At 73.8% G+C, this 15,513-nt stretch carries 13 protein-coding genes; 3 read left to right on the top strand and 10 right to left on the bottom strand.

Annotated elements, in window-relative coordinates; genetic code table 11:
* Nucleotides 1-3: 3 nt before the first annotated feature.
* The 7 genes from rodA to ABKW28_RS03320 form a co-directional block, all read right to left on the bottom strand.
* Entirely contained in the window at nt 4-1,209 is a 1,206-nt protein-coding gene (gene rodA, locus ABKW28_RS03350; RefSeq protein WP_348606356.1) for a rod shape-determining protein RodA, read from the bottom strand.
* A complete protein-coding gene (gene mrdA, locus ABKW28_RS03345) occupies nt 1,206-3,359 on the bottom strand; it encodes a penicillin-binding protein 2 (protein ID WP_348606352.1) in 2,154 nt (717 codons plus the stop codon). Before mrdA ends, rodA begins: the two co-directional genes overlap by 4 nt.
* Nucleotides 3,360-3,429: 70 nt before the next feature.
* Nucleotides 3,430-3,939 carry a rod shape-determining protein MreD gene (mreD, locus tag ABKW28_RS03340; RefSeq protein WP_193667838.1) on the bottom strand — a complete coding sequence of 170 codons (510 nt, stop codon included), beginning with the start codon at nt 3,937-3,939 and terminating at the stop codon, nt 3,430-3,432.
* Entirely contained in the window at nt 3,936-4,994 is a 1,059-nt protein-coding gene (gene mreC / locus ABKW28_RS03335; protein WP_348606350.1) for a rod shape-determining protein MreC, read from the bottom strand. Before mreC ends, mreD begins: the two co-directional genes overlap by 4 nt.
* Entirely contained in the window at nt 4,994-6,022 is a 1,029-nt protein-coding gene (locus tag ABKW28_RS03330; RefSeq protein WP_193667837.1) for a rod shape-determining protein, read from the bottom strand. Before ABKW28_RS03330 ends, mreC begins: the two co-directional genes overlap by 1 nt.
* 368 nt (nt 6,023-6,390) lie before the next feature.
* Nucleotides 6,391-6,810, bottom strand: coding sequence for a nucleoside-diphosphate kinase (gene ndk / locus ABKW28_RS03325; RefSeq protein ID WP_193667836.1), 420 nt, complete (start codon nt 6,808-6,810; stop codon nt 6,391-6,393).
* 10 nt (nt 6,811-6,820) lie between these two features.
* Nucleotides 6,821-7,516, bottom strand: a complete 696-nt coding sequence (locus tag ABKW28_RS03320) for a pyridoxamine 5'-phosphate oxidase family protein (protein ID WP_348606348.1) — start codon at nt 7,514-7,516, stop codon at nt 6,821-6,823.
* 71 nt (nt 7,517-7,587) lie between these two features.
* Between ABKW28_RS03320 and ABKW28_RS03315 the strand changes: the two genes are divergently transcribed.
* On the top strand, nt 7,588-8,919 hold the full coding sequence (locus ABKW28_RS03315; RefSeq protein ID WP_348606346.1) for a PLP-dependent aminotransferase family protein: 1,332 nt from the start codon (nt 7,588-7,590) through the stop codon (nt 8,917-8,919).
* A 3-nt stretch (nt 8,920-8,922) separates the two neighbouring features.
* Here ABKW28_RS03315 and ABKW28_RS03310 read toward each other — a convergent pair whose 3' ends face one another.
* A complete protein-coding gene (locus ABKW28_RS03310) occupies nt 8,923-9,288 on the bottom strand; it encodes a DUF4233 domain-containing protein (protein WP_307822804.1) in 366 nt (121 codons plus the stop codon).
* Nucleotides 9,285-10,715, bottom strand: a complete 1,431-nt coding sequence (locus ABKW28_RS03305) for a folylpolyglutamate synthase/dihydrofolate synthase family protein (RefSeq protein ID WP_348606344.1) — start codon at nt 10,713-10,715, stop codon at nt 9,285-9,287. Before ABKW28_RS03305 ends, ABKW28_RS03310 begins: the two co-directional genes overlap by 4 nt.
* 65 nt (nt 10,716-10,780) lie before the next feature.
* On the opposite strand from ABKW28_RS03305, the gene ABKW28_RS03300 reads away from it, so the two are divergent.
* Nucleotides 10,781-11,881, top strand: coding sequence for an NAD(P)-dependent alcohol dehydrogenase (locus ABKW28_RS03300; protein WP_348606342.1), 1,101 nt, complete (start codon nt 10,781-10,783; stop codon nt 11,879-11,881).
* Here ABKW28_RS03300 and ABKW28_RS03295 read toward each other — a convergent pair.
* Nucleotides 11,859-12,755 (bottom strand): GNAT family N-acetyltransferase, encoded by an 897-nt coding sequence (locus tag ABKW28_RS03295; RefSeq protein ID WP_348606340.1) that lies wholly within the window; start codon nt 12,753-12,755, stop codon nt 11,859-11,861. The genes ABKW28_RS03300 and ABKW28_RS03295 overlap by 23 nt on opposite strands.
* 97 nt (nt 12,756-12,852) lie before the next feature.
* Here ABKW28_RS03295 and valS point away from each other — a divergent pair, with 97 nt between their 5' ends.
* On the top strand, nt 12,853-15,486 hold the full coding sequence (valS, locus tag ABKW28_RS03290; protein WP_348606338.1) for a valine--tRNA ligase: 2,634 nt from the start codon (nt 12,853-12,855) through the stop codon (nt 15,484-15,486).
* The last annotated feature ends 27 nt before the right edge of the window (nt 15,487-15,513 follow it).

Raw genomic sequence — 15,513 nt, 5'->3', positions numbered from 1 at the left:
GGGTCAGCGGGCCGCGACCAGCACCCGTGGGGCGGAGTAGCGGCGGGGAGCGGGCTCGGTGGCGCGCAGGTGGATGTTCTGCAGCAGCCCCACCGCGACCAGGCCCGCGAACATCGAGGAGCCGCCGTACGACACGAAGGGCAGCGGCACGCCGGTCACCGGCATGATGCCCAGGCACATCCCGACGTTCTGGAAGGCCTGGAAGCCGAACCAGCAGGCGATGCCGGCGGCGGCGACCCGGCCGAAGACGTCCTCGGTGCGGGTCGCGATGGCCAGCGCGCGCCAGATGACCACGCCGAGCAGCACCACGACGAGGCCGGCGCCGAGCAGGCCGAGCTCCTCGCCGGCCACGGTGAAGACGAAGTCGGTGTGCTGCTCGGGCACGAAGCCCGAGCGGGTCTGCGAGCCGTTGAAGAGGCCCTGGCCGAAGAGGCCGCCGTTGCCGACCGCGACCCGGGCCTGCTCGACGTTGTAGCCGGCCCCGCGGGGGTCGAGGTCGGGGTTGGTGAAGGCCAGGAAGCGGTCGACCTGGTAGTCCTTGAGCACCCCGGCCGCCACCGCGACCACGGCCGCGGTCACGCCGCCGGCACCGAGCAGGGCCAGCCAGCGCCGCGGGGCCCCGGAGACGGCGAGCACGCCGACCACGGTGGCGGTCAGCACCAGCATCGTGCCGAGGTCGGGCTGGAGCAGGATCAGCACCGCGGGCACGGCCGCGATCAGCAGCATCAGCACCACCTCGACCAGACCCACCTTGGGTCGCCACCTCCCGGCGGCCCGGTGCGCCAGCACCAGGCTCATCCCGATGATGACGGCCAGCTTGGCGAACTCGGCCGGCTGCACCGACATCCCGCCGACCATCAGCCACGAGCGCGAGCCGTTGATCGTCGAGCCCATCACCAGCACCAGCACCAGGCCCAGCACCGAGGCCAGGTAGACCACCGGCGCGGCCACCCGCACCCAGCGGTGGTCGGCGACCACCACGGCCGCCATCAGCAGCAGCCCCACCGAGATGTTGAACAGCTGCTTCTCGAGGTAGGCGCGCGGGTTGCCGCCGGTCAGGTCGTCGCGCGTCGAGGTCGCCGACCACACGAGCAGCGTCCCGACGACCACGAGGGCGAGCACCGCGCCCAGCAGCACCCAGTCGAGACCCTTCCAGCGCAGGCGCGGCCGGGTCCCCCCGGGCGAGCGCAGCCGGAGGCCGGCGCTCACCGGTCGTCCTTCGAGCGGGTCCTCGCCGGCGGCAGCACCGAGCCGTCGCGGGTGAAGGTGGGCAGCCTGGTCGGGGGGACGGTGCCGGGGATCGCGGCCTGCGCGGGGCGCACCTGGTCGCCCTCGACGCCGTACAGCGTCTCCCAGATCGTGCGGATCGCCGGGCCCGAGGTGCCCGAGCCGGTGCCGCCCTGGCTGACCATCATCACCACGACGTAGTCCTCGGAGTAGGAGGCCACCCACGAGGTCGACTGCTTGCCGTAGACCTCGGCCGAGCCGGTCTTGGAGCGGATCGGCACCTCCTCGAGCGGGAAGCCGATCATCCGCCACGACATCGTGCCCTGGCGGGTCACCCCGGCCAGCGCCTGGTCGATGTAGCCGAAGGTCTTCTCGGGCAGGTCGACGGTGCCCTGCACCTCGGGGTCGATGTGGCGCAGCACCTTGCCGTCGGGGCCCACGACCGCCTTGGCCACGCGCGGCTCGTAGAGGGTGCCGCCGTTGGCGATGGCGCCGTAGGCCCGGGCCAGCTGCAGCGGCGTGACGATCGTGTCGCCCTGGCCGATCGCGAAGTTCACCGCGTCACCGGCGCGGTAGGCGTAGCCCTCGATGCAGAACTCGCGGGCGAACTTGTAGACGAAGTCGGAGGTGTCGGCGTCCTGCGGCTTCTTCGAGATGCCGCAGTAGTAGCCCTTCATCGACTCGTAGTAGTCGCGCTTCCACTGCCGGTCGGCGATTCGGCCCGAGGCCTCGCCGGGCAGGTCGATGCCGGTCTCCTCGCCGAAGCCCCAGTCCTTGGCCTCCTCGACCAGCGGGTCCTTGGCGTCGACGTCGTCGACGTCGGAGCCCAGTCGGCGCCAGTAGTCGTAGCCGATGCGGTAGAAGAAGGTGTTGCAGGAGACCTCGAGCGCCTTGGCGAAGGAGATCGAGCCGTAGGCGCCGGACTCGTAGTTCTTGAAGTCGCGGTTGCCGACACGGAACGCCGAGGAGCAGTTGAGCACCGTGTCGGTGTCGTAGCCGTTGCTCAGCGCGCCGGCGGTCATGAACGGCTTCCACGTCGAGCCGGGCGCGAACTGGCCCTGGGTCGCGCGGCCCAGCAGCGGGGTGCCGGCGGCCTCGGAGTAGAGGCGGGCCAGCTCCTTGTCGGAGATCCCGCCCACCCAGACCTCCGGGTCGTACGTCGGCTGGCTGGCCATCGCCACGACCCGGCCGGTGTCGGCCTCGAGCACGATCGCGGCGCCGGAGTCGGCGGCGTACCTCCGCCCGGTGACGGTGTCGGTGGTGGCGCGCGCGGTCCTGATGGTCTCGGCGAGCTGCTCCTCGACCACGCTCTGCACGCGGGCGTCGATCGAGGTGACCAGGGTGTCGCCGGGGCGGGCCTGGGTCTCGCTGTCCTCGCCCAGCACGCGGCCCATCGAGTCGACCGCCACGGACTGGTAGCCGGGCATGCCGCGCAACCACGCGTCGTACTGCTTCTCGACGCCGGCCCGGCCCACGGACGAGGCGCCGTTGACGCTGGCGTCGCCGTCGGACTCGGCCTGGTCGAGCTCGTCCTCGGTGATCGGGCTGAGGTAGCCCAGCACGTGGGCGAGGTTGACGCCGTAGGGGCGCGGGTAGGCGCGCACGGTCTGCTGCTCGGCCAGCACCGAGGGGTAGTCCTCGGGCTGCTCGAGGATCTTCAGCGCGACCCCGCGCTCGACGTCGGTGGCCACCGGCACGGGCTGGTAGGGCGAGCCGTTCCAGCAGGTGCCGCTGACCGATCCCTCGTCGCCGCAGGTGACCAGGCGCTTCTCGAGCGTGGCGCGCTCCTCGCCGGTGACGGTGGCGACCCGGTCGAGGACCTCGCGCCGGTCGCGCCCGCCCATCTTGCCCAGCAGGGTGCGGTCGACGGAGACGACCCACGCGGTGCGGTTGGTGACCAGGGGACGACCCATGTCGTCGACGATGAGACCGCGCTGGGGCTGCACGACGATGTCGCGCACCGACTGCGAGGCGGCCTGGGCGGTGTACTCCTCGCCGGTGACGACCTGCAGGTAGTACAGCCGCACCAGCAGGGTCGCGAACAGCGAGAGCACCAGGGCCTGGATCACCACGATCCGCAGGCGCGAGCGGCGGGTGCCGGTCGCCTCCTCGCCGCGGGTGGGAGCACGCATCAGCTGGACCTCACGGGATTGCTCAGGGGGCGGTTCACAGGGCGGCTCACGGAGCGGCTCACGGGGCGGCTCACAGGGCGTGGACCGGTTCGAGACGGCGGAACAGCGCCATCAGCGGGGGCAGCACGAAGGGGGTGAGCAGCACGTCCCAGACCAGCGAGACCGCCAGCACCGAGAGGGTCTCCCCCACCCCGACGACCGGGTCGGAGAGCACCACGCCGCTGAGCGCGAAGACCGAGGTGCCCACGAAGGACGCACCGGCGACGGTGGCGACGACCGTGGTCGCGGTGGGCCGCGACTCCGGTCGCACCCGGCCCACCAGGTAGCCCACCAGCAGCAGCGCCAGCGCCCAGCGCCCAGCCACGTGGTCGGCGGGGGGTGCGAGGTCGAGCAGCAGCCCCGCCCCGAAGCCCAGGACCATCGCGAACTGCGGCCCGCGGGTCAGTGCCGCGGCCACCACCACGAGCAGGCACAGGTTGGGCACGACGCCCTCCCAGGCCAGCGGGCCGAAGACGGAGACCTGCAGCACCAGCGCGAGCGCGACGGCCACGGCCGCGACGGCGGCGCGCACCGCGCTCACCGCTCACCCCCGGCGATCTCGCCGTCGGCACCGATGATGCCGCGGTCGCTGCGGGTGCCGGTGGGCACGACCACGCCGACGAGGTCGAGCGCGCCGAAGTCGACGTACGGGTCGATCACCGCGCGCTGGGCGGTCTCGCGCAGCGAGGAGTAGACCTTGGTCACGCGCCCGACGGGGATGCCGGCCAGGTACGGCGCGCCGCCGTCGCTGCCCCAGGTCACCACGCTGTCGGCGCGCGCGGGCACCGAGGAGTCGTCGACCAGCTCGAGGTCGAGGCGGCCCTCGTCGCCGATCACGCCGCGTCCGCTGAGGAAGCCCATCTCCATCGAGTCGCCCACCCGGGCCCCGACGGTCGCCTCGGGGTCGACGAGCAGCAGCACCGTGGCGGTGGAGCGGCCGGCGCTGAGCACCCGCCCGACGAGGCCGTCGTTGTTGACGACCGTCATGTCGGGCTGCACGCCCGCGTCGGTGCCGGCGTCGATGGTCACGGTGCTCGAGAACGACTGCGCCGGGCCCACGCCGACGACCCGCGAGGGCACCAGGGAGTAGCCGTGGTCGGCCGCGACGCTGGTCAGGCCGTCGTACTCGGCGAGGCGGTTGCGGTCGTAGGCGGAGGTGTTGAGCTCGGAGCGCAGCGCGGAGTTCTCGGCCTCGAGGGCCGCGACCTCGTCGCGCAGCGAGCCGTTGCTCTCGAACCAGCCGCCGATCGCCGTGAAGGGCCGCACCACGGCGGTCGCCGCGCTCTGGGCGGGACCCATCGTGTCGGCGAGCACGCCGCGCACCGGGTCGAGCGGCGAGTCCTCACCGGTGGCCAGGTCGAGGGTGGTCACCGTGGCGCTGGCCAGCAGCAGGGCGACCAGCAGCGAGCGCGAGGCGCGCGGCGGCTCGGCGCCGGGGCCGCCGTCGTGGCCCCACCGGCGCTCGCGGCGCTCGTGGCGGGCCATCAGCGAGCGGGTACGCCGGGTGCGGCCGGGTCGCCCGGGGCGCGCCGGCTGCTCCTCGCGCGGCGTACCGGGGGTGCGGCGGGCGGTGCTGACGCGGTCGAGCAGGGCCATCAGTAGCGCCTCGGGTCCGTGACGAGCACCTGCTGCAGGGCCTCGAACTCCTCGACGCACTTGCCGGCGCCCAGCGCCACCGAGCTCAGCGGGTCGGGGGCCACGTGCACGGGCATGCCGGTCTCGTGGCGCAGGCGCTCGTCGAGGCCGCGCAGCAGCGCGCCGCCGCCGGTGAGCACGATGCCGCGGTCCATGATGTCGCCGGCCAGCTCGGGCGGGGTCTGGTCGAGGGTGGTGCGCACCGCGTCGACGATGGCGTGCAGCGGCTCCTCGAGGGCCTGGCGGACCTCGGCGCTGGAGACCACGACGGTGCGCGGCAGGCCGGAGATCATGTCGCGGCCGCGGATCTCGGCCTCCGGTTCGTCCGGCAGCGGGAACGCCGAGCCGAGGGTCATCTTGACCTCCTCGGCGGTGCGCTCGCCCAGCATGAGCGAGTACTCCTTCTTCATCCACGCCACGATCGCGGCGTCGAGGTCGTCGCCGGCGGTGCGGATCGACAGGCTGGTCACGATGCCGCCGAGGCTGATCACGGCGACCTCGGTGGTGCCGCCGCCGACGTCGACGACCATGTTGCCGGTGGCCTGGTGCACCGGCAGGCCGGCGCCGATCGCGGCGGCCATCGGCTCCTCGACGATGTAGACCCGGCGGGCGCCGGCCTGGTAGCCGGCCTCCTTGACCGCGCGCTGCTCGACGGCGGTGATGCCGCTGGGCACGCAGATGACCATGCGGGGCTTGGCGAAGGCGCTGCGGCGGTGCACCTGCTGGATGAAGTAGCGCAGCATCTGCTCGGTCGCCTCGAAGTCGGCGATCACGCCGTCCTTGAGCGGGCGGATGGCGGTGATGTTGTCGGGCGTGCGCCCGATCATCCGCTTGGCCTCGTGGCCCACCGCCAGGATCTCGCCGGTCGTCGAGTTCAGCGCCACGACGCTGGGCTCGTCGAGCAGCACGCCGCGGCCGCGGGCGTAGACCAGCGTGTTGGCGGTGCCGAGGTCGACGGCCATGTCGCGGCCGAAGAAGCTGTTCGCCATGGCAGGTGCGCCTCGTGGTCCCTCGTGCGCGAGTGCTGACCGGGGAAGGTAGGCCGCCCCGCGCGCACGATCCCGGCACGACCCGGTCCCGAGCCTAAGGAGCGCCTACCACAGATCCCGGACGCCACGCCGAGTCACCACGCGCCACACGAGTCACACCCGTCTCCACCACGCGCGACCCGGCCCACATCCCCCGCTGACCCGGCGCAAATCCCCCGCCGACCCGTCCCAAATGTCGCACTGACCCGGCCCAGATCTCCCGCCGAGTCGGCCCGGACCTACAAACGTGGGTTCGGGCCGGGTCAGTGGGAAGTTCAGGCCGGGTCAGTGGGAAGTTCAGGCCGGGTCAGGGCGAAGTTCGGGCCGGGTCAGCGCTCGGGGAACCAGATGCCGATCTCGCGCTCGGCGGTCTCGGGGGCGTCCGAGCCGTGCACCAGGTTCTGCTGCACCTTCAGGCCCCAGTCGCGGCCCAGGTCGCCGCGGATGGTGCCGGGGGCGGCTGCGGTCGGGTCGGTGGCGCCGGCCAGCGAGCGGAAGCCCTCGATGCAGCGCTCACCCTCGAGCACCATCGCCACGACCGGGCCGGAGAGCATGAACTCGACGAGCGGCTCGTAGAAGGGCTTGCCGTGGTGCTCCTCGTAGTGCTCGGCGAGCAGCTCGGGGGTGGCCTCGCGCAGCTCGAGGCGGACCAGGGTGTAGCCCTTGGCCTCGATGCGGCGCACGATCTCGCCGGTGAGGCCGCGGCGGACGCCGTCGGGCTTGATCAGGGCAAGGGTGCGCTCGGTCATGGCCGCGAGCCTACCGAGCCCCGAGCCCCGCCGCGCGTGCGGCCACGTCGGCGGGCACCGCCACGTCGCGCGCATCGGCGTCGGCGACCGGCTCGCCGGCCACCAGCCGCAGCGGCACGTGGCCTCCCCACACGCCCGCCTCGACGTCGGCCTCGTCGTCGACTGGGCCACCTCCGCGGACCTTCAAGGACGCCTCGGCGAGCGGCAGGGCCAGCACGACCGTGGCGGCCAGCTCCTTGCGGGTGTGCGGGCGCAGCGTCGCCGAGCGCCCGGGCACCACCTGGTCGACCACCAGGTCGAGCGCCCTGGCCCGCTCCGCCTCGTCGTCGACCAGCCGGGGCCGCCCCACCACCACGGCGCTGCGGTAGTTCATGGAGTGGTGGAAGCCCGAGCGCGCCGCGACCAGCCCGTCGAGCAGGGTGATGCTCACGCAGACCTCGCCGGCGAGCACCGGGGCCAGCCAGCCGGCGCCGACCGAGCCGTGCAGGTAGAGCGAGCCGCCGTCGTCGGGGCCGTCGGGGTCGGCGGCGTACGCCGTGGGCAGGACGAGGGGGTGCGCGTCGGGCCCCGACCCGACGACGAGGCCCAGGTGGGCCACCAGCGCCTCGTCGAGCAGGGCGTGCAGGGCGGCCCGGTCGTCGACCATGCGGTGCCGGCCGCGGGTGGCGGTGGTGCGGTCGGTGGGTGAGAGCGGTGCGGTGGTCATGCGACCATCGTGGTCGTGAAGTGGCCCGCTCTCGAGGGCCACTTGCGCCCGACTTCGACAGGCCACTCCTGATGACCTCGCTCGCCCTGCACCTCGACCGCACCGCTCCCGCCCCGTTGGGCGTCCAGCTGGCCGACGCGGTGCGCGACCGCGTGACCGACGGACGGCTGCGCCCCGGCGAGCGGCTGCCCAGCAGTCGCGCGCTGGCCGTCGAGCTCGGCGTGGCCCGCAGCGTGGTGGAGCAGGCGTGGGCGCAGCTCGTGGCCGAGGGCTGGCTCGAGGGGCGGCACGGGTCGGGCACCTTCGTGGCCGCCGGCCGCAGCGCCGGCGCGGCACCGCGCCCCCGCCGGCCCAGCCCGGCGACCGGCGAGGCACCGCTCGTGCGCCTCGACACCGGCACGCCCTGGATCGACCCGCGCCACCAGGGCCTGTGGCGCCGGGCCTGGCGCGACGTCGCGGCCGCCACCCCGCCTCGTGGGTACGACGACCCACGGGGGCTGCCCGAGCTGCGCGCCGAGCTCGCGGCGCGGCTGACCCGCACCCGGGGGCTGGAGGTCGACCCCGACGACGTGCGGGTCACGGTCGGCACCACCGACGGGCTGCGGCACCTGCTGGGCGCGCTGGCCCCGGGGCCCGTGGGGGTGGAGGACCCCGGCTACCGCGCGGCCGTCGCCACGGTCGAGGCCGCCGGGCGCCGGGTCGTCGACCTGCCGCCCGGGGCGGCCGGCTCCGACCTGCGCGGTCTCGCGGCGGCGTACGTCACCCCGGCCCACCAGCACCCGCTCGGGCGCACCATGCCGGGAGCCGAGCGGCTGGCGCTGCTGGCGGCGGCCCGCGAGGCCGGGGCGGTGCTGGTCGAGGACGACTACGACTCGGAGTTCCGCTACGACGTGGCGCCCATCCCCGCCCTGGCCAGCCTCGACCGCGAGCGGGTCGCCTACCTGGGCACCACCAGCAAGTCGGTCTCCCCCAGCCTGCGCCTGGGCTGGGTGGTGCCGCCGGCCGGGCTCGGCGCCCGCATCGACGAGCAGCGGGCGCGCACCCACGACGCCGCACCCTGGCCGGTGCAGCGGGCCTACCTCTCCCTGCTGCGCGAGGGCTACGTCGACCGCGTGGTCCGCTCGGCGCGGCGCACCTACGCGGCCCGGGCGGCGCGGGTGGTCGAGGTGCTCGGCGCCCACCTCGACGGACCGGTCGCGGGGATGTACGCCACCGTCCCGCTGCCGGCGGACGCGGCCCGGCGGGCCCGGGACGCGGCGCTCGCGGCGGGCTTCGACGTGCCGCTGCTCGACGACTACTGCCGCTCGGTGCCACGCAGCGGGCTGGTGCTCGGCTTCGGGGGCTGCACCGACGCCGAGCTGGACCGGGCCCTGGCAGCGGTCACGGCCGCCCTGCGGGCCTAGGGCCTAGCTGCCCTGCTCCGCCTCGTACGCCGCGTAGGCGGCGGCCCGCTCGCTCTCGATCCTGCGCCCCAGGAGGACCGCGGTGCCCCAGAGCAGGGCGAAGACGCCGCCCAGGAAGAACATCATCGGGATCACCAGGCCCAGCGCGATCGCGGCGCCCTGCACCACCCAGCCGGCGGTGTAGGCCCACTCGGAGCGCAGCATGCCGGCCAGCAGCAGGCACACCACGGCCAGCCCGAGGCCGATCAGCAGGGCGAGCCCGGTGGGCACGTCGGTCAGCGAGACCAGCACCGGCGTGGTCAGCCCGAGGGTGATCGCCTCGAGCGAGAGGATCGCGGCGCACATGCCGCGGCGGGGCGAGCGGTTCACTCCTCGTCCTCCTCGCGGGGGGTGCCGGGGACGCGGCGGCCGCGGGTGAGCAGCGTGCGGGCCTCGCCGGCGGTGACCACCGACCCGGTGACCAGCACCGCCCCCGAGCCGATCGAGGAGCCCACGGTCTCGCCCGCCTCGGCGAGCGCGGCGGCGGCGTCGACCGCGTCGAGGAGCCGCTCGATGACGGTGACACGGTCCTCGCCGAAGACCTCGACGGCGGCGGCGCCCAGCGCGGCGGCCGGCATCGCCCGGTCGGTGCTGTTCTGGGTGCACACGACGTGGGCCAGGTGCGGCTCGAGGGCGACCAGCAGGCCCTCGGCGTCCTTGTCGCCCATCACGCCGAGCACGCCGATCAGCGGCTCGAAGGTGAAGGAGTCCTCGAGGGCGGCGCCGACGGCCTCGGCGCCGTGGGGGTTGTGGGCGGCGTCGAGCACGACCGTGGGGCTGCGCCGCACGACCTCGAGCCGGGCCGGCGAGGTCACGTCGGCGAAGGCGGCGCGCACGAGCTCGGCGTCCAGCGGCTGCGCGTCGGGACCGGAGGCGGCGAACGCCTCGACCGCGGCCAGCGCGACGGCGGCGTTCTGGGCCTGGTGGGCGCCGTAGAGCGGCAGGAAGACGTCGTCGTAGCGCGCCCGCAGGCCCTGCAGCGAGACCATCTGCCCGCCCACGGCGGGCGTGCGCGCCACCACGCCGAACTCCAGGCCCTCGCGGGCCACGGTGGCACCGACCTCGGCGGCGCGGGCCAGCAGCACCGCGCCGGCCTCGGCCTCCTGCTGGGCCATCACGACGGTCGAGCCGGCCTTGATGATGCCGGCCTTCTCGTGGGCGATCGCCTCGGTGGTGCCGCCGAGGTAGCGGGCGTGGTCGACCGCGACCGGCAGCACCACGGCCACGTCGGCGTCGGCGACGTTGGTGGCGTCCCACGAGCCGCCCATGCCGACCTCGACGACGGCCACGTCGACCGGGGCGTCGGCGAAGGCGGCGTAGGCCATGCCGACCACGGTCTCGAAGAACGACAGCGGGTGGGCCTGGTCCTCGTCGACCAGGTGCGTGTAGGGCGCGACGTCGTTGAAGGCGCGCACGAAGGCGTCGTCGTCGAGCGGCTCGCCGTCGACGCTGATCCGCTCGTTCATGGTCTCCACGTGCGGGCTGGTGAAGCGCCCGGTGCGCAGCTCGAGGGCGCGCAGCAGCGCGTCGACCATCCGCGAGGTGGAGGTCTTGCCGTTGGTCCCGGTCAGGTGGATCATCCGGAAGGATCGCTGCGGGTCGCCGAGCAGCTCGAGGAACGCCTCGATCCGCTCCAGCGAGGGCTCGAGGCGGGTCTCGGGCCAGCGCGAGAGCAGGGCGTCCTCGACCTCGCTGAAGGTCTCGGCGGCGCGGGGCACGACGGTCTCGTCGTCTGGCAGGGCGGATGCGTCACTCATGTCCGGTCCAGTCTAGGGACGCGACCCCCTTGACCCCGACTCTGTAACGCGTTCTAGTTCTGCGCATGAGGACGACAGCGGCGATCGTCACCGAGCAGGGCGGCGCCTTCGAGCTCACGGAGGTCGAGCTCGACGACCCCCGCGACGACGAGGTGCTGGTGCGGATCGTGGCCACCGGGCTGTGCCACACCGACCTGACGATGCGCCACTTCCTGCCGCCGGAGATGTTCCCCCACGTCTTCGGCCACGAGGGTGCCGGCGTCGTCGAGGCCGTCGGCCCACGCGTCGAGGGCATCGCGGTGGGCGACCACGTCGTGCTCTCCTTCCGCTCCTGCCGCGCGTGCGCACCGTGCCGGGCCGGCGACGTGGGCTACTGCGAGCAGACGCTGCTGCTCAACTACATGGGCATGCGCCCCGACGGCTCGACCACCATGACCCACGAGGGCTCCCCCGTCTTCGGCTCCTTCTTCGGCCAGTCCAGCCTCGCGCGCCACGCCCTCGCGCACGCCGACAACTGCGTCGTGGTCGACCCCGCGCTCGACCTGCGCATCGCCGCGCCCTACGGCTGCGGATTCCAGACCGGCGCCGGCACCGTGCTCAACGTGCTGCGTCCCACCCCGTCCGACTCCCTGGCGGTGTACGGCGCCGGCGGCGTCGGGCTCGCCGCCGTGGCGGCCGCGGTGGCCGAGGGGGTCGCGACCGTGCTGGCCGTCGACCTCGTGGGCGGCCGGCTCGCCGAGGCGCAGCGCCTCGGGGCGACCCCCGTCGACGCCGGCGGGCTGGAGCCGGCCGAGGTGGTCGCCCGCGTCAAGGAGCTCACCGGCGGCGCGGGATCGACGTACGCCATCGACACCACGGCACTGCCGGTCGTGGTCAAGCAGGCCCAGCAGGCCCTCGCCCCGCGCGGCACCCTGGTGGCGCTCGGGCTCGGCCCCGAGGAGTACCAGCTCGACGCCATCGACCTGCTGCAGGGCGGCAAGCGGGTGATGTCGTCGATCGAGGGCGACTCCGACCCGCAGGAGATGGTCCCCCGGCTGCTGGCGCTGCGCGAGGCCGGCCGCTTCGACCTCGACGCCCTGGTCACCACCTACCCGTTCGAGCAGGTCGACCAGGCGGTCGCCGACGTGCTGGCCGGGCGGGTCGTCAAGCCGGTGCTGGTGTGGTGAGCCGCAGGTTGGCGGTGTCGGTGACCGCCTCGTAGCCCAGCGCCTGGTAGATCCGGTTGGAGACCGGGTTGGCCTGGTCGGTGAAGAGGGTGGGCCGCGCGCCCTCGTCGAGCACGCCGCGGCTCAGGTGCGCCACGAGCGCGCTGGCGTAGCCGTGCCCACGGTGCTGGGCAGGGGTGTAGACGGGACCGATCCGGGCCGCGCCGAAGCGCGCCGGCGTGCGCGCGCTGAAGTGCACCGGCACACCGTCGACCTGCCAGACCCACAGCAGCCCGCGCTCGAGGCGCTCACGCGTCCACTCGCGGTCGAGGTGCTCGAGGGGCTCGGGCGGGCGACCGGCCTGCTCGTCGGCGTCGACCGAGAACGCCGCCGCCCAGCAGGTGAGCAGGTCGAGGTCGGCCGGCCCGGCGGCCCGGGCCGCCCCGCGCGTCGCCCGGGGCTCCACGAGCCGGCGCAGCTCGAAGAGCCGCAGGTGCTCGTGCACGTACGCCGCCGCGCCGCGCAGCCGGGCCAGCTCGTCCATGAAGACCCGCACCGCGGGCAGCGCCCCGTTGGCGGCGGTGACGTCGTCGCCGCGCTCGTGCACCCAGTGCGCCAGCGCGACCGCGGCCTCGTCGGGCATCTGGTGCACCCACATCGGGTAAGGCCGGAAGGGCGCGGTGCGCATCGCCACGCCCACCACCTCCGCGCCGCGACCGGCCAGCACGCTGACCCACCACTGCGGGTGCGCCGGCCGCGACGCACCGCCCTCCAGCACGCCGTGGGCGGAGCCGGCGAGCACCGTGGCGAGCACCGGCTCGAGGGCCAGGTGGGCCCCGGCACGGTCCAGGAAGTCGGCCGGGTCGGTGGTGCTCTCGAAGAGGAAGGACGTCACGGGGCGCACGCTAGGTGCTGCCCGGCGGGCACCGCACGCCGGTTTCGGGCACGACGCGGGTTCGCACCCCTCGAGGCGCCACTCATAGGATTCCCCCATGACCGAGACCACGCAGCAGGCCACCGACACGACGAGCACCGACGCGCGTGCCCTCGTCGTACCGGAGAAGCCGGCGCTCGAGGGTCTCGAGTCGACCTGGGCGGCGCGCTGGAAGGAGCAGGACACCTACGCCTTCGACCGCACCCAGCCGCGGGAGAACGTCTACTCCATCGACACTCCCCCGCCGACCGTCAGCGGCAGCCTGCACGTGGGCCACGTCTTCTCCTACACCCACACCGACCTGATCGCGCGCTACCAGCGCATGCAGGGCAAGTCGGTCTTCTACCCGATGGGCTGGGACGACAACGGCCTGCCCACCGAGCGCCGGGTGCAGAACTACTACGGCGTGCGCTGCGACCCCTCGCTGCCCTACGACCCCGACTTCACCCCGCCGGCCAAGCCCGACCCCAAGAAGCAGGTGCCGGTGAGCCGGCCCAACTTCATCGCCCTGTGCGAGGAGCTGGTCGCTCAGGACGAGGAGGTCTTCGAGTCGCTGTGGCGCACCCTGGGCCTCTCGGTCGACTGGTCGCAGCACTACACGACCATCGGCCCGAAGGCGCAGACCGTCAGCCAGCGCGCGTTCCTGCGCAACTTCGCGCGCGGCGAGGCCTACCTGCAGGAGGCGCCCACGCTGTGGGACGTCACCTTCCAGACCGCCGTCGCGCAGGCCGAGCTCGAGGCCCGTGAGTACGCCGGCGCGTACCACCGCGTCGCCTACCACGCCCCCGACGGCACCCCGATCCACATCGAGACGACCCGCCCCGAGCTGATCCCCAGCGTCGTGGCGCTGGTCGCGCACCCCGACGACGAGCGCTACCAGCCGCTGTTCGGCACCACCGTCACCTCGCCGGTCTTCGGCGTGGAGGTGCCGGTGCTGGCCCACCCGGGCGCCGAGATGGACAAGGGCGCCGGCATCGCCATGTGCTGCACCTTCGGCGACCTGACCGACGTCACCTGGTGGCGTGAGCTCGACCTGCCGGTGCGCACCGTGATCGGTCGCGACGGCCGGTTCACGCGCGAGACGCCGCCCTGGCTGGCCGCGGCCGAGGAGTCCTACCAGCGCCTGGCCGGCAAGACGACGTTCTCGGCGCGCGAGGAGATGGTCGCGATGCTGCGCGAGGTCGGCGACCTCGAGGGTGACCCGAAGCCGACCCAGCGGATGGCGAACTTCTTCGAGAAGGGCGACAAGCCCCTCGAGATCGTCGCGACCCGCCAGTGGTACGTGCGCAACGGTGGGCGCGACGCCGACCTGCGCGGCGAGATGCTCGCCCGCGCCGACGAGATCACCTGGCTGCCCACCCACATGAAGCACCGCTACGACAACTGGGTCGGCGGCCTCAACGGTGACTGGCTGATCTCGCGCCAGCGTTTCTTCGGCATCCCCTTCCCGGTCTGGTACCCCCTCGACGCCGAGGGCGAGCCCGACTACGAGCACCCGCTGCTGCCCACCGAGGCCGAGCTGCCCGTCGACCCGTCCACCGACGCCCCGCGCGGCTACGACGAGTCGCAGCGCAACCAGCCCGGTGGCTTCCTCGGCGACCCCGACGTGATGGACACCTGGGCCACCTCGTCGCTGACCCCGCAGATCGCCGGCGGCTGGGAGGACGACACCGACCTCTTCGAGCGGGTCTTCCCGATGGACCTGTGCACCCAGGGCCACGACATCATCCGCACCTGGCTCTTCAGCCGCGTGGTGCGCGCGCACTTCGAGCACGGGCGCACCCCGTGGACCCACGCGATGCTGTCGGGCTGGATCCTCGACCCCGACCGCAAGAAGATGTCGAAGTCCAAGGGCAACGTGGTCGTGCCGACCGAGATCCTCGAGAAGTTCGGCGCCGACGCCGTGCGCTGGCGCGCCGCGATGGCCCGCCCGGGCCTCGACTCGCCCTTCGACGAGGCCCAGATGAAGGTCGGGCGCCGCCTGGCCATGAAGGTCCTCAACGCCTCCAAGTTCGTGCTCGGCAACGTCGGCGCGACCTCGTGCAACGCCTTCGAGGTCTCCGAGCCGGTCGACTGCGCGCTGCTGGGCCGCCTGGCCCTGGTGGTGCGCCGGGCCACCGAGTCGTTCGACGCCTACGACTACACCAGCGCCCTCGAGAGCGTCGAGAAGTTCTTCTGGGAGTTCTGCGACGACTACCTCGAGCTGGTCAAGGAGCGCGCGTACGCCGAGGACGGCGGCGCGGCGACCGCCTCGGCGAAGGCCACGCTGGCCATCGCTCTGCAGGTCCAGCTGCGCCTGCTGGCCCCGTTCCTGCCCTACGTGACCGAGGAGGTCTGGTCGTGGTGGCAGGAGGGCTCCATCCACCGCGCCAGCTGGCCCACCGAGATCGACCTGGGCGCGGCGGCCGCCGCCGACCCCGGCGTGCTCGACGCCGTCGCCGCGGCCCTGGTCGGCATCCGCGGCGCCAAGTCGCAGGCCAAGGTCTCGATGCGCGCCGAGCTGGGCCGGGTCGAGGTGCGTGGCCCCGAGGCGCTGGTGCGCGCGGCCGAGCAGGCCGCCGACGACCTGCGCCGCTCGGGCCGCATCGTGGGCGAGCTGCTCTTCACCGCCGACGCGTCGGCCGGCGAGATCAGCGTCGCGGCCGAGCTGGTGCTGCGCGAGAGCGAGACCAAGAAGAAGAAGTCCGCCTGAGCGGCTCCCGCCGCCGCACGCAGCAGC

Origin of the sequence: Nocardioides sp. 31GB23 (assembly GCF_040012395.1) — a bacterium.
GTDB lineage: Bacteria > Actinomycetota > Actinomycetes > Propionibacteriales > Nocardioidaceae > Nocardioides > Nocardioides salarius.
This window is presented reverse-complemented; position numbering and strand designations above follow the sequence as displayed.

Excerpts from the sequence above, each read along its gene's own strand:
- ndk (WP_193667836.1), bottom strand. The coding sequence starts at position 6,810 with ATGACCGAGCGCACCCTTGCCCTGATCAAGCCCGACGGCGTCCGCCGC.
- ABKW28_RS03305 (WP_348606344.1), bottom strand. The coding sequence starts at position 10,715 with ATGAGTGACGCATCCGCCCTGCCAGACGACGAGACCGTCGTGCCCCGC.
- valS (WP_348606338.1), top strand. The coding sequence starts at position 12,853 with ATGACCGAGACCACGCAGCAGGCCACCGACACGACGAGCACCGACGCG.
- mrdA (WP_348606352.1), bottom strand. The coding sequence starts at position 3,359 with ATGCGTGCTCCCACCCGCGGCGAGGAGGCGACCGGCACCCGCCGCTCG.
- ABKW28_RS03320 (WP_348606348.1), bottom strand. The coding sequence starts at position 7,516 with ATGACCACCGCACCGCTCTCACCCACCGACCGCACCACCGCCACCCGC.
- ABKW28_RS03315 (WP_348606346.1), top strand. The coding sequence starts at position 7,588 with ATGACCTCGCTCGCCCTGCACCTCGACCGCACCGCTCCCGCCCCGTTG.
- mreC (WP_348606350.1), bottom strand. The coding sequence starts at position 4,994 with ATGGCCCTGCTCGACCGCGTCAGCACCGCCCGCCGCACCCCCGGTACG.
- ABKW28_RS03300 (WP_348606342.1), top strand. The coding sequence starts at position 10,781 with ATGAGGACGACAGCGGCGATCGTCACCGAGCAGGGCGGCGCCTTCGAG.
- ABKW28_RS03330 (WP_193667837.1), bottom strand. The coding sequence starts at position 6,022 with ATGGCGAACAGCTTCTTCGGCCGCGACATGGCCGTCGACCTCGGCACC.